A 24,116-nucleotide genomic window follows, 5' to 3' on the forward strand; every position below is an offset into this window, starting at 1 on the left:
GTCGCGCCGTCGCTCCAACCGGACCCGCACCGTGCCCGGTGGCCGGGGACGGGCCCGGAGGGAACCGCCAAGGGTCAGCCGCATGTCCGCCAACCGTCTCTACCAGACCATCGCCGCCAAGCTCCGCAAGCTGATCGAGGATGGCGAATATCCGTCGGGTTCGCGCCTTCCGGGCGAACGTGAACTTGCCGAACGCTTCGGCGTCAGCCGGGTCACCATCCGTGAGGCGGAAATCGCCCTGGAAGCGCAGGGCTGGATCGCGATCCGTATCGGTTCGGGCGTCTATGTGAAGCCGCGCCCGGCCCAGGCTGCCGGCGGGCTGCCCGATATCAGCGCCTTCGACCTGACCGCGGCGCGTGCCGTGTTCGAAGCGGAAGCTGCAGCGCTGGCGGCAAGCAATATCGATGAGGCCGGCATCGCCGAGCTGCAGGTGCTGGCTGAAGCGCTGTGCCGGCGTGACCTTACCGATGAAGAGGCCGGCGACTACGACCGCCGCTTCCACCTGGCCATCGCCCGCCTGTCGGGCAACCCGGTGGTCGAGTATTTCGTGCAGCAGATCTGGCGCATGCGCAGCGAGCTGCCGCGGGTGACCGAGGTCTACGCACGGGTGTGCCATGACGATGGTGCCAGCCGCGCCGACGAGCACATGGCGATCTTCGAGGGGCTGCGCGCGCGCGATCCCGTCGCTGCACGCAATGCGATGCGCCATCACTTCCAGCGCCTGTTCGAGGCGATGCTGGAGGCGACCGAAAGCCAGGCGCTGGCCGAGATCCGCCGGCAGACCCAGCAGGACCGCGAGCGCTTCCTGGCCACGACCCGGATCTGAGCGGGTTCATCCTGCAGCGCCGGGCCACGCTCGGCTGCTTTCGGCTGGAACGTGCGGTACCCGCACCGCCTGCATCCACGCGCTATGCTGGGCTCCGGACGTCTCCCATAAGGAAAGCGCGATGTTCCCGACCATGTTCTTCAGCGCGGTGCTGGCCTTCGTGGCCGTGGTCATCCTGTTCAAGGCAGTGCGGATGGTGCCACAGGGCTATGAATGGACCGTCGAGCGGTTCGGCCGTTACACCCACACCATGTCGCCCGGCCTGCATTTCCTGATCCCGATCGTCTACGGGGTGGGGCGCAAGGTGAACATGATGGAACAGGTGCTGGACGTGCCCGGCCAGGAAGTGATCACCAAGGACAACGCCGCCGTGCGCGTCGATGGCGTGGTGTTCTTCCAGGTACTGGACGCGGCCAAGGCCGCCTACGAGGTATCGGTGCTGGAAGTGGCGATGATCGCCCTGGTGCAGACCAACATCCGTACCGTGATCGGCTCGATGGACCTGGATGAATCGCTCAGCCAGCGCGAGGTGATCAACGCCAAGCTGCTCAGCGTGGTCGATCATGCGACCAACCCGTGGGGCGTGAAGGTCAACCGCATCGAGATCCGCGACATCCAGCCGCCGCGCGACCTGCTCGATGCGATGGCACGGCAGATGAAGGCCGAGCGCGAGAAGCGCGCGCAGATCCTCGAGGCGGAAGGTTCGCGGCAGTCTGAGATCCTGCGTGCCGAAGGCGAGAAGCAGGCTACGGTGCTGGAGGCGGAGGGGCGGCGCGAGGCCGCATTCCGCGACGCCGAAGCACGCGAGCGCCTGGCCGAAGCCGAAGCGAAGGCGACCCAGGTGGTGTCGGCGGCGATCGCCGACGGCGACGTCCAGGCCATCAACTACTTCATCGCCCAGAAGTATGTGGAAGCGTTCAAGGAACTGGCCACGTCGCCGAACCAGAAGCTGGTGCTGATGCCGATGGAGGCCAGCGGAGTGATTGGTTCGATCGCCGGCGTGGCCGAGCTGGCCAAGCAGGCCCTGTCCAACCAGGAAACCCGGCCGCCGGCAAAGCGGCCGCCACCGATTGGAGGCTGACATGCGCTGGGAAGTCGTTGCCTGGGGTGCGTTGGCCTTGCTGCTGTTCGCCGCCGAAGCGCTGGCGCCCGGCGCGTTCATGCTGTGGATCGGCATCGGTGCGGCGGCGGTGTTCGCGCTGGTAGCGGTGTTCGCCGATATCCCGGTGCTGTGGCAGGTGGTCGCTTTCGTGGTGCTGAGCGTGCTGTCCATCCAGTGCTACCGGCACTGGGGCAAGCCGCGTGCGCGGCAGAGCGACGCGCCGCTGCTGAACCGCCGCGCTGAACAGCTGGTCGGGCGGGTGGTGCCCTTGCAGCAGGCCATCGTTGCCGGGCAGGGCAGGGTCAGCATCGACGACGCGTCGTGGCAGGTGAGTGGGCCGGAGCTGCCGGCCGGCACGCTGGTGCGGGTGGTGGCGGTGCAGGGCAGTGCGCTGGTGGTCGAGGCGGTCGCCTAGGGTTTCCAGCCAACGGCGCAGCCCCTCGTGTGTGGCCGCTGAAAGCAGATGCTGGGTTGGGTCGGGCGGGTGGGCTGTGCAGGGGGCGCCGCAAGTACGTCCTTGTAGGCTTGGCCGCGGCATCCATGCCGCGGACACCGCCGCCGGTCGCTGCGCTCTGTGTGCCCGGGGTCGGATCCCTTTCCGCAGGCAATGGCTTCGACACTTCTCTCCATATATGTATCGACATCCACAACCGCTCTTGCCTTCCGTCCCGTCATCGGGAACCTGTCGGGGTGGGGCGGTGTGGGGTGGAGGGACCGCAGGCGCCATGGATGGCGCCTACGAGCCTACACGGACGTACTTGCGGCGCGTCCCGCAACCCCACATCGCCCCACCAGCCCACAGACGTCGCCGAGCCGATACGCTTTGGCCGTTGCCGTTGCCTGGCTTACAAAGCGCCCGCCGGCCGCAGGCCGGCCAACATCCCCCCGCTGCGCTGCGGCGCGACCTGCGGCCGACCGATCTGGGATAATGCGCGTTCTTGTTTCCTCTGCTGCCGGACCCGGTCATGACCCAGAAGACGCTGCTCAACGATACCCACCGCGCCCTTGGCGCCAAGATGGTCGATTTCGGGGGTTGGGACATGCCCATCCACTACGGCTCGCAGCTGGACGAGCACCACCTGGTGCGTCGTGAGTCGGGCGTGTTCGACGTCAGCCACATGACCGTGGTCGACCTGCGCGGCGACCAGGTCAAGCCGTTCCTGCGCCGCCTGCTGGCCAACTCGGTCGACAAGCTCAAGGCCACCGGCAAGGCGCTGTACTCGTGCATGCTGAATCCGCAGGGCGGCGTCATCGACGACCTGATCGTCTATTACTTGGGCGAGGACTTCTTCCGCATGGTGGTCAACGCCTCCACCCGCGAGAAGGATCTGGCGTGGCTGCGCGAGCAGGCTGCGCCGTTCAACGTCTCGGTCGAACAGCGTCCGGACCTGGCGATCCTCGCCGTGCAGGGGCCGCAGGCGCGCGACATCGTCATCGGCCTGGCCCGCGAAGCCGACCGTGAGTCGCTTGGCAAGCTCGGCCGTTTCGCCGCGCTGCAGGTGCAGTCCGACGACGGCGTTGAACTGTTCGTCGCCCGCACCGGCTACACCGGCGAAGACGGTTTCGAGATCCTGCTGCCGCAGGATGCCGTGGTCGCGTTCTGGAACCGCCTGCTTGCTGCCGGCGTGAAGCCGGCCGGTCTTGGCGCGCGCGATACCCTGCGCCTGGAAGCCGGCATGAATCTGTACGGCCAGGACATGGACGAAGCAATCAGCCCCTACGAAGCGGCGCTGGCCTGGACGGTGTCGCTGGACGAGGGCCGCGACTTCATCGGCCGCGACGTGCTGGAGGCGCAGAAGGCGGCTGGCAACGCACGTCAGATGATCGGCCTGGTGATGGATGAGAAGGGCGTGCTGCGCCATGGCCAGGCGGTCACCACTGCCAGCGGCCAGGGCGAGATCCTGTCCGGCACCTTCTCGCCGACCCTGGCCAAGGGCATCGCATTCGCGCGCGTGCCGGCCGGTGAACTCGGTCAGGTCACCGTCGACATCCGCGGCCGTCAGGTGCCGGTGCGGGTGGTCAAGTTCCCGTTCGTGCGCGAAGGCCAGGCCCAGCCCGGCGTGCTTGGCGACGCCTGATCCAAACATGCCGGTCGTCACTGCCAGCAGTGGCGGCCGGTTGGTTACACTAGCCCCGTTTTTTCCACCCCCTGCATATCTCTGGAGCAGTCCCATGAGCGAGATCCCCGGCGACCTCAAGTTCCTCAAGTCCCATGAGTGGGCCCGTGTCGAAGGCAATGGCCGCGTGACCGTCGGTATTTCCGACCACGCCCAGGGCCTGCTGGGTGACCTGGTCTACGTCGAGCTGCCCGAAGTCGGCGCGACCGCCAAGGCCAACGAGCAGATCGCGGTCGTCGAGTCGGTGAAGGCCGCCTCCGACGTCTACAGCCCGATCAGCGGCACCATCGTCGAGGTCAACTCGGCACTGGCCGACAAGCCGGAAACCATCAACGAAGACGCCTACGGCGATGGCTGGATGTTCGTCGTCGAAGTGTCCAACAGCGACGAGCTCAACGAGCTGCTGGACCCGGACGCGTACGCCGAAGGCCTGGAAGACGAAGAGCACTGAGTCGTCGTTTCCCCGGTACGAAAACGGCCACCCTCGGGTGGCCGTTTTCGATTTGGAGGAGGCTTCGAACTTATGCCGGCCGGTTCGCCGCATGCCATCGCCATGGCATCAGTCGGTGTTGAGCGCGGCCAAAAGGCGTGCGCAGTTTTGCGCAAATCCGCGTTTCCACCCCCGCGGCGGCGCGCCCGGATGTGAAAAGTTTTTGGCCTTGTTGCAGGTCCGTTGTGCTGGCGTTGGCGCGTGCGCTGCCATGCATGGCCGCGCCGCCGCGTAGCGTTCTGCTTCAGGCCCCTACATGACGCAGAGTGCTTATTTCAAGTGTTTTTTCTTCGCTGTTCGTGCGCAGTTGATGGCAGCGACGATGCGCGATGCAGTGTTTGCCGGCGCTCGCGGAGGAACATCGGCAGGCGCGGGAAGGGCTTCCGGGACGCGGCGGATGTGAAAATTTTTCGCGGGGGTTGTTGACAGTAAAAAAAACCGTGATTAGGTTTCGCCTCAGCAGACCTTGCCTGCCAAACCGAGTGCGCAGAATCAATCGTCCGATGCGAAGCAGCCCCTCGAAGACCACCGCGATCCTCAAGACGGTGGACATGGCTCCGCTTCCCCCGGAGAAATGCAAGGCGACCCCTGTTCCGATGCCTGCTCCGCCGATCGTGGCGGGCATCACCGCATCCGTAACGGCGCGCCCGACGCGCCGGCGGTCCCCGCACGCAGCATGGGCGGGTTTGATCCACCTGGGCGTTTCAACTCCCTATCACTGACGAGGAGCCATCACCATGGCAACCAAGAAAGCTGCGAAGAAAAAGCCCGCCGCCAAGAAAGCGGTGAAGAAGGTCGCCAAGAAGGCCGCTGCCAAGAAGGCAGTGAAGAAGGTCGCGAAGAAGGCGACTGCCAAGAAGGCAGTGAAGAAGGCTGCCAAGAAGGTCGCCAAGAAGGCCACGGCGAAGAAGACAGTGAAGAAGGCTGCGAAGAAGGTAGCCAAGAAGTCCACTGCCAAGAAGGCCGTAAAGAAGACCGCGAAGAAGGCCGTCAAGAAGGTAGCCAAGAAGGCCACCAAGAAGACTGCCAAGAAAGCCGCCAAGAAGACCACTGCCCGCAAGCCGGCCAAGAAGGTCGCCAAGAAGGCAGTGAAGAAGGCGACAAAGAAGACCGCCAAGAAGGCAGTGAAGAAGACTGCGAAGAAGGCGACCAAGAAGGCTGCCCCGAAGAAGGCTGCCAAGAAGGTTGCCAAGCGCAAGCCGGCCGCCCGCAAGAAGAAGGCCGCTCCGGTGGCCCTTCCGGCAACTCCGGCACCGCTGATCTAAGTACTTCCCGATAGCCGTACCCTGAGACCCCTTCCCCGACTGCCCAGCGGGGAGGGGGTTTTTTTATGGGCTGTGTGCGCCTGGCCAGCTGCGTTCACCCGCTGCGTCGCAGGGAAACCGCTCGACCAGGAAATCCACGAAGCTGCGCAGCCGGGTTGAGTGATACCGGTCGTGCGGATAGACCACGTGCATGGGCCTACCGCGCCGGCCATGTTCCGGCAGCAACGGGACCAGGCCACCCGCATCGATGTCTGCTGCCAGCAGCAGGCTCGACTGCAGGATGATGCCCAGGCCCTGCAGCGCGGCCAGCCGCAACGCTTCGCCGTTGTTGATCTGCAACCGTCCCGAAGGCGGCGCTGGCAATGCCACTTCGTTGCCCAGCCAGTGCGACAGCGCAGCAGGATCCAGCGACAGGCATTGATGCTGCTGCAGCTCCTGCGCGTTGTGCGGCGTGCCATGCCGTGCGAGATAGGCCGGCGATGCACACAGGGTCAGCCGGTAGGCGCTGAGCGGACGCGCTACGAGATGCGTGGCGTCGGCCAGCGTGCCGATGCGGATGGCGGCCTCGAACCCCTCATCGGCCAGTTCGACCACGCGATCGGTCAGGACCAGTTCGACACTGACCTCGGGGTAGCGGTCCATGTAGGTCGACAGTGCCGGCACCAGCGCATGCGTGCCGAAGATCACCGGTGCACTGATCCGCAGCGTGCCCGCCGGTGCCAGGTGGTGATGCTGGGCCTGCGCATCGGTTTCCTCCACCAGGCGCAGGATCTCTTTGCAGCGGCCGAAGTAGGCCTCACCGAAAGCGGTCATATGCTGCCGACGGGTCGTGCGGTTCAACAACTGCATGCCCAGCCGTTCTTCCAGGGCGCGCAGGTGCTTGCCGGCCATCGTCGCGGAGATGTCCAGTGCCGATGCCGCGGCACTGAGGCTGCCCTTTTCCACGGCCAGCACATAGACCTGCATGCTCTCCAACAGGTTCATCTGACACCCCGGGTTCTGAATGTTGAAACCTCGCCGGAGTTTATCAATCGAGGGTGTTCAAAGAGCATGTCCGCACGGCCAGATGGGCCGGCAGAACTGGCAGGGCAACACATGAAACTGGATCTTGAAGGACGTACCGCGCTGGTCACCGGCGCAGGCAGTGGCATCGGCGCAGGTGTTGCGCGGGTACTGGCGAGGCAGGGTGTGCGCGTGGCGATCACCGCGCGGCGGCAGGCGCCGTTGCAATCGGTGGCGGCCGCGATCGAGGCGGCGGGTGGACCGGTACCCGTCGTGTTGGTGGGCGATCTGACCGACGCCGACGATGTGCAGCGCATCGCCAGCGCTTCGCTGCAGGCGCTGCAGCACGTGGACATCCTGGTCAACGCGGCCGGTGGCGCACGGTTGGCCGGGGTGGCCGCAGCAGACGAGGTGTGGGACGAGGCGATGGCACTGAACTTCTCGGCGGCACGACGGCTGACGCAGGCGTTGCTGCCGTCGATGCGGGCCAATGGCTGGGGGCGTGTGATCAACCTCAGCGGGTCGATGGAGCCGCGTGCGGTGAATGCCGCGAGCCCGGCGAAGGCGGCGCTGCATCTGTGGAGCAAGGGGCTGTCCTGCGATGTGGCGGGCGAGGGCATCACCATCAACTCGATCGCGCCGGGGCGGATCAACAGCGCGCAGATCCTGGATCGGCTGCATCCCACGGAAGAGAGCCGGCGTGAGTTCATCGCCCGCAACATCCCGATGGGGCGTTTCGGCGAACCAGAGGAGGTGGCGCACCTGGTTGCGTTCCTGGCGTCGCCGTTGGCGGGGTACATCACCGGGGCGGTGATTCCGGTGGATGGCGGAATGCACTACTTCGCCCACTAGCATCCCGGGCGCGCCTGATTCTACGAAACGGTGAAGGCAGGGATGCTCAGCGCTGCGTAAACAAGCGAAAAGGGCGACCCGTAGGCCGCCCTTCTGTTTACGGTCGAGCTCGCCAGCTCAGCGCGGCGAGGCCACCGCGCGGTTGCCCGAAGCGCCCTTGCCCTTGCGCTTGTCCTGCTGTGCCGGGGTGGCGCCCTCGGCCATCAGGTTGTCGCCGCCGAAGTCGGTGTCCACGTCCAGCCAACGCTGCGACGGCAGGCCGAGGGCTGCGTCGAGCACGGTCGGCAGCAGGCCGCTGGGCAGGCCGCTTTCACCGTTCCACATGATGGCGATGCCGAGGTCGCGCTCGGGCACCAGTGCAACAAGGCCGCGGTAGCCCTGCACCGCGCCGGCATGGAACACGACATCGTGACCGGCGTAGTCGAAGGTGCGCCAGCCCAGCGCGTAGCCGGCCGAGTGCAGGCGTTCGCGGCGCCAGCCCGAACGCATCTCGCCCGGTGTGTTGATCAGGCTGGAGTGCAGCGTGGCCAGCAGCGGCGCCGGCAGCACGTCCGGACGGTGGCCGGTATGGGCCAACAGCCACTGCGCCATGTCACTGGCACTGGCGTTGACGCCGGCAGCAGGGGCGACGCGGTAATAGGTCGGCTTCGGCGTCAGCGACACCCAGCCATTGCGGCTGCGCACGTGCGGGCGCGCCCAGCGCGAGCTGGCCTGGATGCCGGCCAGGCCGAGGCTGGCATCGTTCATGCCGAGCGGCTTGAAGATGCGGCGTTCGACCGACTGCTCGTAGAAGCTGCCGGAGGCGGCATACACGACGTCGCCGATCAGGCTGAAGGCCACGTTCTGGTAGGCGTAGCAGTCGCCCGGCAGGCACTTCAGGCTGGTGTTGGCCAGCTTCTGGGTCAGCGCGTAGTACTCGGCATTGCCTTCGATGTCGCGATCATAGGCGTTGTACGGCAGGCCGACGCGGTGGCTGAGTACATCGGCCACGGTCAGGCGGTCGGTGGCCTCCGGCGAGTTCAGGCGGAAGCCCGGCACGTAGTCGGTGACCTTGCTGTCCCAGCGCAGGGTACCGTCGTTGACCAGCAGGCCGGCCATGGTGCCGGCAAAGGCCTTGGACAGCGACGCCAGGCGGAACACGGTGTGGGCGTCGACCGGCAACGGGTTGTTGACGTCGGTGACGCCGTAGCCGCGCGCGCTGAGCACGCGGCCGCCCTGCACGATGGCTACTGCCATGCCCGGCACGCGCTCGCCATAGGTGAGCTGCTGCGCCATCGATTCGATGTTGGCGACGTTGAAACCGGCAGCGGGCAACTGCACCTGCGGCACCAGCCCGGTGCGGTAGGCCGCAGGCTGGGTGTGGGCGACGGCGCCACCGGCAGCGGTTTCGATGTTGGTCGGCATCGGCGGCAAGGCCGGCGGGGTCTGCGCGGTGGTGGACAAGGCAAGGGGCATCAACATGCCCAGCAAACCGGTGGCCGCCGAACGGATCGGACGACGCAGGCTGTTCTTTTTCATCGGTTGGAACCCGTGCGCGACTGCTGGGGTTGATTCTAGCGCCGCTTTTCGCCTGTGCACAAACAAAGCGAAGATGAATGCGCATCTCGTTGAAAAAGTTGGATTTTTGACGCCAGAAAAGCGTGTATCACAAGGTGTCCGCCGGGCCAGTCCGTGACACTGCGTTGCAGCCATCGGCGCCGCCTGCGCTGGCGATGTTGCAGTGCATTGGATAACGTACGCGCTTCACTGCCCCCGGAGCCTGCCATGCCGCTGTCCAACCGCCGTTTGCGGGCGAGGGGAGCCGCGTGAGCGCGGCGCGGGAGAGCGGGGCACTGAAGGGCCTGCTGGCCGCGCTGCGCGAGTCGCCGGCGCTGTGGTGGTCGTTCCTGTACTTCTTCTGCCTGCTCAGCGGCTACTACGTGCTGCGGCCGGTACGCGAGGCGATGGCCGCTTCGGCCGACCTGGAGACGGTGTTCCCGGCGGCGTTGATCGCCTGGTTCGCCAGCCATGGCATCGCCCTGAAGGACTTCGTCCTGCAGTTCCTGTTCTCCTGCGTGTTCGTGATCATGCTGGTGCTGCAGCCGGTCTATGGCTGGCTGGTCAGCCGCTTCCCGCGGCGGGTGTTCCTGCCGACGGTGTACGGCTTCTTCATCGCCACCCTGCTGGGCTTCTACGCACTGTTCGACAGCGGCGTACCGGGGCGGGGCATGGCGTTCTTCTTCTGGATCACCGTGTTCAACCTGTTTGCGGTCGCGGTGTTCTGGAGCTTCATGGCCGATGTGTTCTCCAATGCGCAGGCGCGGGCCTACTACGGCTACATCGGTGCGGCCGGCACTGTTGGCGCCTTCCTCGGCCCGATCATCACCAGTGCGCTGGTGCAGCGGGTGGGCATCGCCAACCTGATGCTGGTTTCGGCCGGCTTCCTGGTCGTGTGCCTGTTGTGCATCTGGCGCCTGCGGCACTGGGCGGTGCTGCGCGAGCGTGAGCAGCAGCTGGTGTCGGGTGAGCAGCCGATGGGCGGCAGCGTGCTCGATGGCCTGAAGCTGATCGTGCGCGAGCCCCTGCTGCGCTGGCTGGCGATCATGGTGGTGTTCGGCGTGGGTGTCGGCACCTTGCTGTACAACCAGCAGGCCAGCATCGTGCGTGCCTCGTTCAACGATGCAGGCGCTGCCACCGCCTTCTTTTCGCGCATCGACCTGGCGGTGAACGCGCTGGCGCTGTTGATGCAGCTCGGGCTGACCCGCTGGCTGCTGTCGCGCCACGGCATCGCCCCGGCGTTGCTGATTCCCGGTTTTGCGATCCTGATCGGCTTCTCGGTGCTGGCCGCATCGCCGATGCCGCTGATGGTGGCGGTGGTGCAGGTGATGACCCGCGCCAGCGAGTTCGCCCTGGCCAAGCCTGCCCGCGAAACCATCTACACCCGCGTGGACCGGCAGTGGCGCTACAAGGCCGGCGCGGCGATCGACACGGTGGTGTACCGCGGCGCCGACCTGACCTTCGCCTGGCTGCACAAGGGGCTGTCGTTGTTCGGTTCACACGTGGTGTTCATCGGTGGTGTAGCCGTCGCCGGCTTGATGACCCTGGCGGCGTTCGGTGTGCTGCGCGAAGAGAAGAAGCTGCCGCGCGACCGTTGATTTTCCGGGGTCGGATCCCTTTCCCGCAGGGTAAGGGATCCGACCCCATTCTCCATCCCTGTCCAAGGAACTGCCCATGTACTGGATCGCGCTCGCCCTGACCCTGCTGGTCGCCCTGCTGCACGTTTATTTCCTGGTGCTGGAGATGTTCCTGTGGACCCGGCCGCTGGGCCTGAAGACGTTCCGCAATTCACCGGAGAAGGCGGAGACCACGCGCGTGCTGGCGGCCAACCAGGGCCTGTACAACGGCTTCCTGGCGGCGGGCATCGTGGTGGGGCTGGTGCTGGCGCAGCCGGTGCTGGTGACGTTCTCGCTGGTGTGCGTGGTGGTGGCGGGGTGCTATGGCGCCTACAGCGTGAGCCGGCGCATCTTCATGATCCAGGCGGTGCCGGCGATCCTGGCGTTGGTGTTTCGCGCACTGGCGTGATTTCCGGCCAACGGCACAGCCCCTCGTGGGTTGGTCGCGTAGAGCAGTTCATGTGTTTGGTGGGACGGGTGGGCCGTGCAGGGGACGCTGCAAGTACGTCCTTGTAAGCTCGATGGCGCCATCCATGGCGCCAACGCCCCTGCACGGCCCACCCGTCCCACCCCTGACAGGTTCCGTGCGCGGCCAGCCCACGGAGAAGAAAAGAAGATCAAGAGCAACAGCGGGTCGCTGCGCTCGTGGGTTCTGCGCGCATGAAAAAAGCGGCCGCCGGGCCGCTTTTTTGCTTTTGCTCTTCTTTTTCTCTTGCGTGGGTGGACGCCGCAGCGATCTGTCAGAGGCCGGAGGGGTGGGATGCGCAGGGGCGTAAGCGCCATGGATGGCGCGCCCGAGCCTACAGGGACGTATTCACGGCGTCCCCTGGGCATCCCACCCCTCCGGCCCAACCGATGAACCGCTTTTCAGCATCCACCCACGAGGGGCTGCGCCGTTCGCGGCAACATCACTTCGCCGGCGACACCCACATGTCGATGATCGCGCTGAACACCTCCGTCCCCGCGCGGTCGCGCACACTCACCGTCACCGGCAACGCATAGCCTTCGGTCGCCACCACGATCGGCTGCGCCGGCAATGCCGTCGCCTGCAGCGTGCCGCGCGCCTTGGCCAGGTACTGCACCTGCATGCCCTTCGGGATCCAGCGCATGCCCTTGGGCAGTGACGCATCGACCATCAGCCCGGCGGTCAGTTCGGCCAGGTTGCACATTGCGATCGCGTGCACCGTGCCGATGTGGTTGCGCACCTTGCGGCGGTCGGCCAGCGTGCCCTCGCAGCGGCCGTTCTCCAGGTGCGTGATGCGCGGGGCGATGCTGGCGAAATAGGGCGCCTTGAAGCACACCGCGCGCGAGAACAGCCAGGCACCGGCAGGCCAGCGCTGCAGGCGGTGGTAGAGCGAAAGCAGGGGCGTGGACATGGCGGTTTCCGGTCGGCGGACAAAGCGACGGCGGGCCAGGCCCGCCGTCGAGGCAACGCGTGTCGCGGGCGATCAGGCCGCCTGCGAGTGCGGGTCCTTGTTCTGGCGGTCGTAGTAGCTGGCCGCGCGCAGTTCGTGGGTGTCGAAGTCGTCCACGGTGATGGTGTCCAGGGTCAGCGTACGCAGCTCTTCCAGCAGGCTGCGCTCGTCCTGGGTGATCACGCCTTCGGCCACGGCCTCGTCGAGCTGGCTGTTGAAGTCCAGCGCCTCGATGCCCTTGCTCTTCAGCGCCTTCAGGAACTTGCGCTCCACCGGCTCGGCCATGATCGCCTTGCTCAGGTAGCTGTTGATGCGGCCACCCGGGTTGTTCTCGCAGGGGGTCAGGAACACGCCGCTGGCGAGGCGGTCGCGGGCTTCGTTCGGGGCCATCAGCAGCGCAGCCACGCGACGGCTCAGGCGGTCGCCCGGGGCCTCGGCACGACGGCCCAGCGGGAAGATCAGTGCCCACATCAGCCAGCCGATCGGACGGATCGGGAAGTTGCGCAGGGCAGCCGACAGCGATTCCTCGATCTTGTGAACGCTGTCATGGAAGGCCCAGGCCAGCAGCGGCTGGTCGGCCTGCGGCGCGCCTTCGTCGTGGTAGCGCTTGAGCATGGCGCTGGTCATGTAGACATGGCTCAGCACGTCGCCCAGGCGGCCGGACAGCGATTCCTTGAACTTCAGCTTGCCGCCGAGCGTCATCATCGAGATGTCGGCCATCAGCGCCAGGTTGGCCGAGTAACGGTCCAGCTTGCGGAAGTAGCGGCGGGTGTAGGCGTCGCCCGGGGCAGCGCCGAAGCGTGCGCCGGTCAGGCCGAACCAGAACGAACGAACAGCATTGGAGATGCCGTAGCGGATGTGGCCGAACAGGCTGCGGTCGAAGTCCTGCAGGCCGGCACGGGTGTCGGGGTCCTGCGCGGCCTTCATTTCCTTCAGCACCCACGGGTGGCAGAGGATCGCACCCTGGCCGAAGATCAGCAGGCTGCGGGTCATGATGTTGGCGCCTTCCACCGTGATGGCGATCGGCGCGGCCTGCCAGCTGCGGCCGGCGAAGTTGCGTGGCCCCAGGATGATGCCCTTGCCGCCGATCACGTCCATCATGTCCGAGATCACTTCGCGGCTCATGTTGGTGCAGTGGTACTTGGCGATCGCCGACGGCACCGACGGCACGTCACCGCGGTCCACAGCAGCGGCGGTGGCCTGCGACAGCGCGCTGATCTTGTACGCCTTGCCACCGATGCGGGCCAGCGCTTCTTCCACGCCTTCGAAGCGGCCGACCGACAGGCCGAACTGCTTGCGGATGCGCGCATAGGCGCCGGTGACCGCGGCACCCGCCTTGGCACCGCCGCTGGCGGTGGAAGGCAGGGTGATCGAACGACCCACGGCCAGGCACTCGTTGAGCATGTTCCAGCCCTTGCCGGCCATCGCAGCGCCACCGATCAGCTGGGTCAGCGGAATGAACACGTCCTTGCCGCGGATCGGGCCGTTCTGGAACGTCGAGTTCAGCGGGAAGTGGCGACGGCCGATTTCAACGCCGGCGGTCTCGCGCGGCAGCAGGCCCAGGGTGATGCCGATGTCGCGGGTCTGGCCGATCAGGCCATCCGGATCGTACATGCGGAAGGCCAGGCCGATCAGCGAGGCGACCGGCGCCAGGGTGATGTAGCGCTTGTCGAAGGTCAGCTTGACGCCGAGCACCTGCTCGCCGTTCCACTCGCCCTTGCAGACGATGCCGTAGTCGGGAATCGAGGTCGCGTCGGAGCCGGCGAACGGACCGGTCAGGCCGAAGCAGGGCACTTCACGGCCATCGGCCAGACGCGGCAGGTACTGGTCCTTCTGTTCCTGGGTGCCGTAATGCACCAGCAGTTCACCCGGGCCCAGCGAGTTGGGCACGCCGACGGTGGAACTGACCACCGAAGACACCGAGGCCAGCTTCTGGATCACCTTGTGGTGGGCCAGCGCGGAGAAGCCCAGGCCGCCGTATTCCTTCGGAATGATCATGCCGAAGAACTTGTTCTTCTTGATGAAGGCCCACAGTTCCGGCGGCAGGTCGGCATGGACGTGGGTGATTTCCCAGTCGTTGACCATCGTGCACAGCTGTTCGACCGGGCCATCGAGGAAGGCCTGTTCTTCAGCGGTCAGCTGCGGCTTGGGGTAGTTCAGCAGGATGTTCCAGTCCGGATCACCGGTGAACAGTTCGCCTTCGAAGCCGACCGAGCCGGTTTCCAGGGCGATGCGCTCGGTCTGCGACAGCGGCGGCAGCACCTTGCGGAACACCTTCATCATCGGGCCGGTCAGCAGCGGCTTGCGGATGAACGGCAGCAGCAGCGGCACGACGATCACGGCCAGTATCGCGGCAGCGACGATCGTGGCGGTCTGGTTGACGTAGGGGATGAACCAGCAGGCCACCAGCAGGGCCACGCTGATCAGCGTCCAGGTCAGCAGGCGCATGCGGTGGTAGGCGACGAACGCGCCTGCCAGCAGCAGGGCGAGGAAGGGAATGACGAGGCTCATGAGCGTGCTCCGGTGACGTGCTCGTTTATGGCGGACGAAGCTGCAGCATCCGCTGCGGGCAACACGTCCAGATAGTCCAACACAGTAGCGGTAAAGGCGTCGTTGTCATCACCGGCGAGCATGTGCGTGGCCTGCGGCAACTGTACGTGGCGTGCGTGTGGCGCCAATGCCAGGAATTCGGCCACCGTCTGCGGGGTGACCAGGTCGCTGCGGCCACCGCTGACCAGCAGCAGGGGGCACTTCACCTGGCGCGCGGCTTCGGCCAGTGCGTCCTGGTGCTGCTCGCTGTCACGGGCCAGTTCGGCCACCAGGCGCGGGTCCCAGTGCCAGCGCCAGCGACCGTGACCATCTTCGCGCAGCAGGGCGCGCAGCGAGTCTTCGGACTTGCGCGGGCGATGCGGCACATAGGCCGAAATCACATCGGCAGCTTGCGACAGCGAGGCGAATCCTTCCGGATGCGCGGTCATGAAGGCGAGGATGCGCTCGACGCCAGCGGTATCCCAGCGCGGGGTGATATCCACCAGCACCATGGCCGAGAACAGGCCTGGCCAGCGTGATTCGGCCAGCAGGCCGAACAGGCCGCCCATCGAGGCAGCCACCAGCACCGGCGGTCGCGGTTGTTCGCCGGCCAGCACGATCAGGTCATCGGCGAACTGCTCACCGTGGTACGCCAGATCGGCCGCATTCCAGTCGGAATCGCCGTGCCCCCGGGCGTCGTAAGCCAGGGTCTGCAGGCCGGCAGCCGACAATGCCTTGGCCGTAGTCGTCCAGGCATGGCGGGTCTGGCCAAATCCATGCGCGAACAATACGCGCCCGCGACGGCCGGAGGTGCTGGCGGTTGCAGCCAGCGAGGCACCGTGGGCCGCCTCCAGGCGCAGGTCATGGAATGCAGCGGGAGTAGGGGACATAACCATACTCGCTAGTATGGATGGGTTCGGCGGGATGTCAATACTGCACGGTATGGTGCGCTGCGGGAATGCCTCTCGGCCCGGCTGCCGACGGTTTCGGCCGCAACCGCGTACTGCAACGAACCCCGGCGTATGGTTAAATCAGCACATGAATCAACCTGACGCTTCCGCCGGCGAACCGCGTGCCGGCCGCAACAGCCGCCTGAGTGCCGAAGACTGGGCCCAGGCGGCCCTCGATCTGATTGCCGAGCAAGGTGTGAGCGCCGTCGCGGTGGAGCCGCTGGCGCGCCGCCTTGGCGTGACCAAGGGCAGCTTCTACTGGCACTTCCCCTCGCGTGATGCGCTGCTGCAGGCGGCACTGGAACGCTGGGAACTGTTCGAGCAGGAACAGGTGTTCGGCAGCCTGGAAGATGTGCCGGATCCACGCGTGCGCCTGCGCCAGCTGTTCCAGATGGTGGCGCACGAAGTGCAGCCGCACATCATCTACAGCGAGCTGCTGAAAGCGTTGGACCATCCGATGGTGCGGCCGGTGATCGACCGAGTGTCGCAGCGACGGCTCGATTACCTGATCGCCTCGTTCCGCCAGGCGGGCCTGAGCTCGACCGATGCACGCCATCGCGCACGCCTGGCCTACGCCGCCTATGTCGGCTTCCTGCAGTTGTCGCTGCAGCTGCAGCAGCCCAAGCAGGCGCGCGAGGATTTCGAAGCGTATGTCGAGCATCTGATCGACACGCTGATTCCGAACGGCTGAGGCGTTCTTCATCGCTGGATGCAGAAAGGCCGCGGCACTGCCGCGGCCTTTTTCGTTGGTGTTGATGCCAGCAGCGAACGTACAAAAAACAACGGCCCCTTGCGGGGCCGTTGCTGCATCAGCTGATCAGTGGAGCGATCAGAACTTCTGCTTGTACTGCATGTACATGTAGCGGCCCGGCAGGTCGTACTGCGGGTCGAACATGTTGTACGAGGTCGAGTACGAGACCGGCGGCTGCTTGTCCCATGCGTTGTTCAGACCCAGCATGATCGTGCCCTTCCACGGGGTGTTGTAGCGCACCTGGATGTCGTGGTAAGTGGTCGAGGCCATGTGGTTCTTGCCGTTCTGGCCGTCGGAGCAGTAGCCCACCAGGTCGGCGTCACGCACCGGATCGAACGGGCATTCTTCGGTCATGCCCGACTTGTAGCGCAGACCGTAGTTCACGCCGAAATCGCCGTAGGACCAGTCGACGTACAGGTTGGAACGGATGCGCCAGTACGGATCCTGATCGAGGTAACGACCTGCGCGGCCATCCAGCGGAGCATCGTCGGTGGACTTGGTGTTCCACTTGGACAGGTAGGTGCTGTCCCAGCTGATGGTGAACTGGCCGAACGAGGTTTCCGGCAGCTTGTACAGGACGCCCAGATCCCAGCCTTCCACCTTGTACGACGACAGGTTCTGCAGCGGCATGTCGACGTTGGTGATGGTGTAGCGCTGGGTCGGGGTGCCGTAGTTCGGGTCGCGGGTGATCAGGCCGCAGTAGGCTGCCTGTTCCTGCGGCGAACCACCGTAGCAGCGATCCATGATGTCCTGAATGGCCGGGCGGGTGATCGCGTCTTCAATCTCGATCTGCCACCAGTCCAGGGTCACGTTCAGGCCGCTGACGAAGCTCGGGCTCCACACCACGCCCAGGGTCTTGCTGGTCGAGGTTTCCGGCTTCAGATCCGGATTCGACTTCCAGGTGAAGGCGACCGGAGTCTGCTTGTTGGCGCCGCTGCCGGCACCCGGCTGCAGGAAGCCCGCCGGCACGCCTTCAGCGGCGCACTGGGCAGCAACTGCACCGGTACGACGACCATTGCCGGAAGAGCACGGATCGGCGTAGGTTTCGAAGGAGTCGGTGTCGCCGCGGTACAGGTTGTTGATGCTCGGCGCGCGGAAGCCCTCGGAGTAGTTACCGCGGATCATCAGGTCGTCGATCGGCTTCCAGCGGAAACCAAACTTGTTGTTGGTGGTGTTGCCGAAGTTGCTGTACTTCGAGTAGCGCGAAGCCACGCTGAAGTCGAGCAGCTTGGCGCCCGGCAGGTCAGCCAGCACCGGGATCGACAATTCGACGAAGAATTCGTCCAGGTCGTAGGAGCCCTTGGTCGGAGCAGCGCCGTTGCCGGTGCTCAGGCCTGCAGCGATGAAGGCGTCCGGATCGAACTGGCCGCTTTCCTTGCGGTATTCGTAACCTGCGGCGAAGGCCAGTGCGCCAGCCGGCAGCTGCACGATTTCACCGGAAAGGTTGGCGTAGTAGCCACGCGAAACCAGGCTTGCCGAGTCATGCGCCGTGAACGAGGCGTAGTCCAGGGCTTCCTGCGAGATCGAGCCCAGGCCACCCAGCGGGTTGATCGGCACGCAGCCAGAGATGACCGCGCCAGCAGCGTTGAGGCAGACAGCCTGGCCATCACGAATTGCCGACGGACCATAGGCTTCGGCCAGACGCGACCGGTTGAACAGGCCATAGGTCAGGTCGTTCTGATCGGTCTTGTCGTAACGGTAGCCGACGTCCCAGTCGAAGTTGCGGTCAGCAAATTCGAAGAAGCCTTCGAAGCCACCGTAGAAGTGCCAGTTCTTGACGTTCTGGTTGAACGAACGGCCGCCGGTTTCATTGAAGCGACGCGCAACGCTGGTCAGGTCAACGCCGTACGGGTTGTAGATGCTGTTGGCGCTCAGGCGCTGGCCGGTCACCGGCATCGCCGCGAGCAGCTGCTCGGACTTGCGCTCGTTGTACATCGCCTCGGTACGGAAGGTGACGTTGTCGGTGACATTGTACGAACCGGTCGCAAACAGCGAGGTACGTTCCTGCGGGGTCAGCAGGTAGTTGTCCGGCGAGGTGTTGTAGCCGTGGATGTCAGAATCGAAGACGGTTTCCTGACCATTGATGATGACGTACTGCTCATCATTGCGGATGTAGGAGCCCGGGATACCGGTAGCGCTCTGGCCGCCGAAGAACGGCGGGCCACCGGCGGAGATCTTGCGATCGCCGGCCATGACGCTGCCTTCCTTCACGTAGGACGCGCCCAGCACCAGCGATGCGCGGTCGGTGGTGGTACCGATGCTGAAGTCATAGGCTTCACGCTCGCCGTCGCCCTGGCTGTACTGGCCCTTGTAGACGTTCGCTTCGGCGCCGTCGAAGTTCTGCTTGGTGATGATGTTCACCACGCCGGCGATGGCGTCCGAACCATAGATGGTCGAAGCGCCGTCCTTCAGGACGTCGATGCGCTCGATCATCGCGGTCGGGATGGTGTTCAGGTCGACGCTGCCGTCCAGGCCGGTGGTCCAGCGACGGCCATTGACCAGCACCAGGGTGCGTTCGGCACCGAGGTTGCGCAGGCTGACGCCGGCCGAACCGTCACCGCCGTTGTTGAAGGTGCGGTTCAGCGCAGCGCCGTTGGCCGAGATGCGCTGCAGGATGTCGGCGACCGAGGTCACACCCTGCTTTTCGATGTCGGCGCGGGTCAGGCTCAGGACCGGCTGCGAGGTTTCGATGTCGGTGCTCTTGATGCGCGAACCGGTCACCGAGATGCGATCCAGGTTGGTCGCTTCCTGCGCCTGGGCCGTTACGGACGTCGCCGCACCGGCGATCAGCGCGACGACGACAGCGTCACGCAGCTTGTTGGACTGGAAATTCATTGGCTCTCTCTCTCCAAGAAATCTTGGCTGGGGTAGTGCCTGCGCGGCGGTGCCAAAAAAGAAGGCTCCAAAATCGCGAGGCTGAATCGATAGTAACGGCCCCCAGCCAAAAATTAAAGCTGCGTTAATTCACGCTGTGGTTACACATGAATGCGCTTTGATTTCTTTTATTTCAATGAGTTATCTGGATGTGGGAAGGGGCGCAACCGCGCCTGCCTGCCCTCGACGCACAAAAAAGTTTCAGTTGATGCATGTCGTGATGTATCCGTTTGTAACGGATAGGTGCTTTTCGCACTTGACAGATGTGTCCAGAAACAATTCGGGCGCCCCTGGGCGCCCGATGTTCAACACAGCTTGTTCGCGGTCGATGAGCGACTACAGATCCTGCTCGTAGCGCACGTACGGCACGGTGCCGTCATCGTTGCTTTCGTTGCGCGGGGAGAACGGGTTCTTGCCGCGGCTGATGACGTTTTCCGCGCCGACGGTGAGCTGGCCGGACCACGGGGTGCGCCAGGTCAGGCCGATGCCCAGGCCTTCCCACTTGCCGGGCTTGCCGGGAACGTCAACCACGCGGCCGATGATGCTGCCGCTGAAATTGCCGTAGCCGGCGCCCAGGCTCAGGCTCTTGCTGTCCCAGCGGTCAACGATGGCCGGTGAGGCGTCAGCCAGGGGTACCAGGCGTGCCTTGGCATAGGTGCCGGCGATGGAGACAAAGCCTTCGCGACCGATGTTCTTCTGCGCGAACACGGTCAGGTCATTCTGTTCGGCGCGCAGCGACGGGGTCTTGCTGGGCGTGGCCAGCCAGGCGGGCAGGGTCTCGCGGCCAGTGCCGGCAGTGATTCCCAGGCGGCCGGTGCCACGGTTGAGCGCGGCGGTACCGGTCAGGCGCCGGTTGGAGCCGATGGCATCATCGTCGTCGCCCAGGCTGGCCAGCATGCAATGGCTGGCCAGTCCGCTGATGCTGGAGCCGCTGCTGCTGTTGCACAGCAGGCCGAGCGAGTCGCCCGAAGACAGGCCGAACGCAGCATCGAGCGAATTGCGGCCGAAATGCCAGCGTGCGCCCACGGCCTGCTCGCCGGTCGGTTCCAGGTACAGCAGGGCCTCGACCTTGCCACTGCCCTTGTTCCAGACCGGAATGACGGTGCGGGTGTCCTTGCTCTGCGCGTGCACGCCCGTGATCGCGCCAAGGGCGATCAGAAGGGCCAGCGGTAGACGCAGGAAGGTACGCATCGGACCAGTTCAGACAGGGACGGGCAGTGAAAGTTCCCGCTGGGGCGGGAACTCGATCCTAGGGTGTTTATGAATTCTTAACAAGCCTTGTTCCTCCCCAGATACAAGACTCATTGGGTATTACTGAAGTCGTTCAGGTGCCGGTACAGCCCCCTGGGCACCGTGGAACAGTATGCCGAACTCCGTCAACGGAAAGTGATACTCCTGTCCGCAGAATTCGCAACGTACGTCTACGGCGCCGGTGTCTTCGGCAGCCGCACGGGCCTCTTCCTCGCCCAGCGAGAACAGCATCGAGGCGACCCGTTCACGCGAGCAGGAGCAGGCGAAGGACAGGGCCTTGTCACCCACCAGCTCCGCCTTCTCCTCGTGGAACAACCGGTGCAGGAGTTCCTCGGCCGGAGTGGCCAGCAGCTCCGCCTTGCCCAGGGTGTCGAACAGCGCGCTGGCGCGGGACCAGCCATCGTCGTCGCCTTCGTCGCCCGGCAGCTTCTGCAGCAGCAGGCCGGCAGTGCCGTCGCGGCCGGCGGCCAGCAGCAGTCGCGTCGGCAGCTGCTCGGACTGGCGGAAGTAGTCTTCGAATGCTTCATCCAGTTCCGGCGCGGTCAGTGCGACCAGGCTCTGGTAGCGCTGCGGTTCGCGCGGGTCCAGGCCGGGATTCTCGATGGTGATGGCCAGCAGGGCGTCCCGGCCCAGGTCGGTCAGGTCACGGGGGGCGTCACCGCCCTCGGCAATCTGGACGATGCCGCGCAGGGTGCCGGCGGCGGTGCATTCGGCGAACAGGGTACGCAGAGCGGTATTGCTGCGCAGCTGGATCGACAGGCGGCCGTCCACCTTGGTGTGGCCGGTGAACAGGGCCGATGCCACGCAGGCTTCGCCGAGCAGTTCGGTGGCGCTGTCCGGATACTCGCCGTGGGACTGGATGTCCTGCCAGGTGGCCTGCAGGCGCACGTGGACGCCACGGACACCGGCGTCGGGGAGCAGGAAACGGATAAGGGAATCGGATTGGGCGGTCATCGGCTCACATCGCGCGGAAACGGGGATGGTTGCCGGATAATGCGCCGACAACCAAGCATAAGAAGGATGCACCAGTAATGGGGGCAGGGGGAGAGCAGGACAAGGTAGTGGCCGCCGCCGACGCGGCACCGCGCAGGCGCTGGCGCTGGAAGCGGCTGCTGTGGCTGCCGGTGCTGTTCGTGGCCTTCAGCTGCCTGCAGGTCCTGGTGCTGCGTTTCATCGATCCGCCGCTGTCCACGGTGATGGTCTGGCGTTTCGGTGAGGCACTGGGTGAAGGCGACTGGTCCTACCGGCTGCACTACCAGTGGCGGGACCTTGACCAGATGGCGCCGAGCCTGCCGATTTCGCTGGTGGCCGCAGAAGACCAGCGCTTCCCCGACCACAGCGGGTTCGACCTGCAGGCCATTGAAAAGGCGCGCGACCACAACGCGCGGGGCGGGCGCCTGCGCGGGGCCAGCACGATCAGCCAGCAGGTGGCCAAGAACCTGTTCCTGTGGCAGGGCCGCAGCTGGATCCGCAAGGGCCTGGAGGTCTGGTACACGGTGCTGATCGAAGCCTTCTGGCCGAAGCAGCGGATCCTGGAGATGTACGCCAACATCGCCGAGTTCGGCGACGGTGTGTATGGCGCCCAGGCAGCGGCGCAGACATTCTGGGGCAAGGACGCCGCGCGGCTGAGCCCTGCCGAGAGCGCGCGTCTGGCGGCAGTGCTGCCGGCGCCGCGCCGCTACAACGCGGCCAAGCCAGGCCCCTACGTGCAGCGTCGTGCGGCGTGGATCCAGCGGCAGGCACGGCAGCTGGGTGGAGCGGGGTACCTGGCGGAGGACTGAGGGGCCACGACCCCAGATGTCCGTGGTGCCTTCCGATGCGGGAAGCGGGTATTTCGAACGCTGGACTGACGGGCTGCATCCCCGTCAACGACGTACAATCCGGCGATGACTCGTGAGCGTCTTACCTTCGTCATCGCCGCACACAACGAAGAGCTGGTGCTGCCCCAGCTGCATCCGCGATTGTGCGCGGTACTGGACGGCCTGGCCGGAATCGATGGTCACATCCTGTACGTGGATGACGGCAGCAGTGACACGACCTGGTCGTTGATCGCCTCGCTGGCCCAGGCCGACCCGCGGGTATCGGCGCTGAAGCTGTCGCGCAACTTCGGCAAGGAGGCGGCGCTGACCGCCGGCCTGGACCATGTGCGCGAAGGCGCGGCGATGATCCTCGACGCTGATGGCCAGGACCCGCCGGAACTGGTGCCGCACTTTGTCGAACGTTGGCGGCAGGGCTACGACAACGTCTACGGCACGCGCCTGGTACGTGACGGTGAGAGCTGGAGCAAGCGCGCTGCCGCATCGGTGTTCTACCGGGTGATTGGTCGCCTCTCGCGCACGCCCATTCCGGCCGATACCGGCGATTTCCGCTTGTTGTCGCCGCGCGCGCTGAGCGCATTGCGCGAGATGCGCGAACGGCACCGGTTCATGAAGGGGCTCTTCAGCTGGGTCGGTTTCCGCCGCGTGGCGGTGCCGTATCACCGGCATGCCCGTTTGGCCGGCAGCAGCAAGTTCAGCCTGTGGCGGCTGTGGAACTTCGCACTGGAAGGGATCACCGGCTTCTCGACGGTCCCGCTGCGGGCGGCCACCTACATGGGGCTGGCCACCGCAGGCGTGGCCTTCGTGTTTGCCATCTGGGTGATTGCGAAGGCAGCGTTGTACGGCGACCGGGTGGCCGGGTGGCCGACCATGATGGCGGTGATCCTGTTCCTCGGGGGCGTGCAGTTGATCGCGCTGGGGCTTATCGGCGAGTACCTGGGACGCCTGTACGAGGAGTCCAAGCAACGGCCGTTGTACCTGGTTGACGCATGGTTGGCCCCTTCCGTGGCAGACTCGGACCTGCAACCCACCCTGGGAGGGCAGGCAGATGACGTCGGTACGGCAACTGTTGGACGGCAAGTCCCCTGAAGTGCATGCGGTCGCGCCAGGCGCGGCGGTGATCGATGCGATCCGGTTGATGGCGCAGAAGGGCATCGGCGCGGTGCTGGTGATGGATGGCCCGCGGCTGGTCGGGATCCTCTCCGAGCGTGATTACGCACGCAAGATCGTGCTCCACGATCGTTCGTCGCGTGACACCGCCGTGTCGGAAATCATGACCGCGAAAGTAGTGACGGTGAGTCCCGGTGAGCAGGTGGAACACTGCCTGCAGCTGGTGACCGATTACCGCATCCGCCATCTGCCGGTGGTCGAGGGCGGGCAGGTACTGGGGGTGATTTCCATCGGTGACCTGGTGAAGTCGGTGATCGATGCGCAGCGGCGCGAGCTGGATCAGCTGCAGCAGTACATCGTGGCGGGGTGAGTTCTGTCGCTGGCGGGCCTGCGGCCCGTCGGCCCGCTTTTTCAAGCAACAGCCAAAGCCAAAGCCAAAGCCAAAGCCAAAGCCAAGGCAGCGCCTGCCTGACATGCCGGGGAGGCGGAGGGCATGGCCGTGCAGGACACGCCGTAAACCCGTCCATGGGGGCTCGATGGCGCCATCCATGGCGCCAACGGTCCTGCACGGCCATGCCCTCCGCCTCAGGACACGTTCCTGCGAGCGCGGCGG

At 65.5% G+C, this 24,116-nt stretch carries 22 protein-coding genes; 13 read left to right on the forward strand and 9 right to left on the reverse strand.

The features are described 5' to 3' along the window. The first annotated feature begins 82 nt into the window (after positions 1-82). From AC3WTC_RS11140 to gcvH, 5 genes are all read left to right on the forward strand, one after another. A complete protein-coding gene (locus AC3WTC_RS11140) occupies positions 83-826 on the forward strand; it encodes a FadR/GntR family transcriptional regulator (protein ID WP_025877780.1) in 744 nt (247 codons plus the stop codon). A gap of 121 nt (positions 827-947) precedes the next feature. After that, complete coding sequence (locus AC3WTC_RS11145; RefSeq protein ID WP_025877782.1) at positions 948-1,907, forward strand: SPFH domain-containing protein; 960 nt, start codon at positions 948-950, stop codon at positions 1,905-1,907. Between the two features lies 1 nt (position 1,908). Further along, positions 1,909-2,343, forward strand: a complete 435-nt coding sequence (locus tag AC3WTC_RS11150; protein ID WP_025877784.1) for an NfeD family protein — start codon at positions 1,909-1,911, stop codon at positions 2,341-2,343. A gap of 550 nt (positions 2,344-2,893) precedes the next feature. Further along, positions 2,894-4,006 carry a glycine cleavage system aminomethyltransferase GcvT gene (gene gcvT / locus AC3WTC_RS11155; RefSeq protein WP_218787856.1) on the forward strand — a complete coding sequence of 371 codons (1,113 nt, stop codon included), beginning with the start codon at positions 2,894-2,896 and terminating at the stop codon, positions 4,004-4,006. Positions 4,007-4,100: 94 nt separating this feature from the next. Next, positions 4,101-4,496, forward strand: coding sequence for a glycine cleavage system protein GcvH (gene gcvH / locus AC3WTC_RS11160; RefSeq protein ID WP_025877788.1), 396 nt, complete (start codon positions 4,101-4,103; stop codon positions 4,494-4,496). A gap of 283 nt (positions 4,497-4,779) precedes the next feature. On the opposite strand, the gene AC3WTC_RS11165 is transcribed toward gcvH, so the two are convergent. After that, positions 4,780-5,160: a hypothetical protein gene (locus tag AC3WTC_RS11165; protein ID WP_133119355.1), complete on the reverse strand. Its 381-nt coding sequence runs from the start codon at positions 5,158-5,160 to the stop codon at positions 4,780-4,782. Positions 5,161-5,272: 112 nt separating this feature from the next. Here AC3WTC_RS11165 and AC3WTC_RS11170 point away from each other — a divergent pair, with 112 nt between their 5' ends. Then, a complete protein-coding gene (locus AC3WTC_RS11170; RefSeq protein ID WP_033831786.1) occupies positions 5,273-5,800 on the forward strand; it encodes a hypothetical protein in 528 nt (175 codons plus the stop codon). A 63-nt stretch (positions 5,801-5,863) separates the two neighbouring features. On the opposite strand, the gene AC3WTC_RS11175 is transcribed toward AC3WTC_RS11170, so the two are convergent. Next, the gene (locus AC3WTC_RS11175; protein WP_154880957.1) at positions 5,864-6,784 is read right to left on the reverse strand and encodes a LysR family transcriptional regulator; all 921 of its coding nucleotides are present in this window, start codon (positions 6,782-6,784) and stop codon (positions 5,864-5,866) included. 111 nt (positions 6,785-6,895) lie between these two features. Here AC3WTC_RS11175 and AC3WTC_RS11180 point away from each other — a divergent pair, with 111 nt between their 5' ends. Then, positions 6,896-7,654 (forward strand): SDR family NAD(P)-dependent oxidoreductase, encoded by a 759-nt coding sequence (locus tag AC3WTC_RS11180; RefSeq protein WP_100436799.1) that lies wholly within the window; start codon positions 6,896-6,898, stop codon positions 7,652-7,654. A 117-nt stretch (positions 7,655-7,771) separates the two neighbouring features. On the opposite strand, the gene AC3WTC_RS11185 is transcribed toward AC3WTC_RS11180, so the two are convergent. After that, the gene (locus tag AC3WTC_RS11185; protein ID WP_059064832.1) at positions 7,772-9,172 is read right to left on the reverse strand and encodes a serine hydrolase domain-containing protein; all 1,401 of its coding nucleotides are present in this window, start codon (positions 9,170-9,172) and stop codon (positions 7,772-7,774) included. 287 nt (positions 9,173-9,459) lie between these two features. On the opposite strand from AC3WTC_RS11185, the gene AC3WTC_RS11190 reads away from it, so the two are divergent. Both AC3WTC_RS11190 and AC3WTC_RS11195 read left to right on the forward strand, forming a co-directional pair. Continuing rightward, the gene (locus tag AC3WTC_RS11190; RefSeq protein ID WP_140227784.1) at positions 9,460-10,788 is read left to right on the forward strand and encodes an NTP/NDP exchange transporter; all 1,329 of its coding nucleotides are present in this window, start codon (positions 9,460-9,462) and stop codon (positions 10,786-10,788) included. Positions 10,789-10,864: 76 nt separating this feature from the next. Beyond that, positions 10,865-11,215, forward strand: coding sequence for a DUF1304 domain-containing protein (locus tag AC3WTC_RS11195; RefSeq protein WP_033831781.1), 351 nt, complete (start codon positions 10,865-10,867; stop codon positions 11,213-11,215). A gap of 499 nt (positions 11,216-11,714) precedes the next feature. Here AC3WTC_RS11195 and AC3WTC_RS11200 read toward each other — a convergent pair whose 3' ends face one another. The 3 genes from AC3WTC_RS11200 to AC3WTC_RS11210 form a co-directional block, all read right to left on the reverse strand. Next, the gene (locus AC3WTC_RS11200) at positions 11,715-12,182 is read right to left on the reverse strand and encodes a hotdog fold domain-containing protein (RefSeq protein ID WP_492711433.1); all 468 of its coding nucleotides are present in this window, start codon (positions 12,180-12,182) and stop codon (positions 11,715-11,717) included. 72 nt (positions 12,183-12,254) lie between these two features. Continuing rightward, a complete protein-coding gene (locus AC3WTC_RS11205) occupies positions 12,255-14,732 on the reverse strand; it encodes an acyl-CoA dehydrogenase (protein ID WP_025877803.1) in 2,478 nt (825 codons plus the stop codon). After that, complete coding sequence (locus AC3WTC_RS11210) at positions 14,729-15,646, reverse strand: alpha/beta fold hydrolase (protein ID WP_492711434.1); 918 nt, start codon at positions 15,644-15,646, stop codon at positions 14,729-14,731. The genes AC3WTC_RS11205 and AC3WTC_RS11210 overlap by 4 nt, the downstream gene beginning before the upstream one ends. A 142-nt stretch (positions 15,647-15,788) precedes the next feature. On the opposite strand from AC3WTC_RS11210, the gene AC3WTC_RS11215 reads away from it, so the two are divergent. After that, the gene (locus AC3WTC_RS11215; protein WP_025877807.1) at positions 15,789-16,391 is read left to right on the forward strand and encodes a TetR/AcrR family transcriptional regulator; all 603 of its coding nucleotides are present in this window, start codon (positions 15,789-15,791) and stop codon (positions 16,389-16,391) included. Between the two features lie 138 nt (positions 16,392-16,529). Here AC3WTC_RS11215 and AC3WTC_RS11220 read toward each other — a convergent pair whose 3' ends face one another. From AC3WTC_RS11220 to hslO, 3 genes are all read right to left on the reverse strand, one after another. Further along, entirely contained in the window at positions 16,530-19,286 is a 2,757-nt protein-coding gene (locus AC3WTC_RS11220; RefSeq protein ID WP_080148256.1) for a TonB-dependent receptor plug domain-containing protein, read from the reverse strand. Between the two features lie 375 nt (positions 19,287-19,661). Next, positions 19,662-20,516 carry an XOO1806 family protein gene (locus AC3WTC_RS11225; RefSeq protein WP_032952038.1) on the reverse strand — a complete coding sequence of 285 codons (855 nt, stop codon included), beginning with the start codon at positions 20,514-20,516 and terminating at the stop codon, positions 19,662-19,664. A 120-nt stretch (positions 20,517-20,636) separates the two neighbouring features. Next, complete coding sequence (hslO, locus tag AC3WTC_RS11230; protein WP_309911569.1) at positions 20,637-21,530, reverse strand: Hsp33 family molecular chaperone HslO; 894 nt, start codon at positions 21,528-21,530, stop codon at positions 20,637-20,639. Positions 21,531-21,607: 77 nt separating this feature from the next. Between hslO and mtgA the strand changes: the two genes are divergently transcribed. From mtgA to AC3WTC_RS11245, 3 genes are all read left to right on the forward strand, one after another. Beyond that, positions 21,608-22,357 (forward strand): monofunctional biosynthetic peptidoglycan transglycosylase, encoded by a 750-nt coding sequence (gene mtgA / locus AC3WTC_RS11235; protein WP_025877813.1) that lies wholly within the window; start codon positions 21,608-21,610, stop codon positions 22,355-22,357. A gap of 105 nt (positions 22,358-22,462) precedes the next feature. Then, the gene (locus AC3WTC_RS11240; RefSeq protein ID WP_080148258.1) at positions 22,463-23,482 is read left to right on the forward strand and encodes a glycosyltransferase family 2 protein; all 1,020 of its coding nucleotides are present in this window, start codon (positions 22,463-22,465) and stop codon (positions 23,480-23,482) included. After that, on the forward strand, positions 23,442-23,873 hold the full coding sequence (locus AC3WTC_RS11245) for a CBS domain-containing protein (RefSeq protein WP_025877817.1): 432 nt from the start codon (positions 23,442-23,444) through the stop codon (positions 23,871-23,873). The genes AC3WTC_RS11240 and AC3WTC_RS11245 overlap by 41 nt, the downstream gene beginning before the upstream one ends. Positions 23,874-24,116: the final 243 nt, after the last annotated feature.

It is taken from the genome of Stenotrophomonas sp. FW305-C-20-S1 (assembly GCF_058783335.1).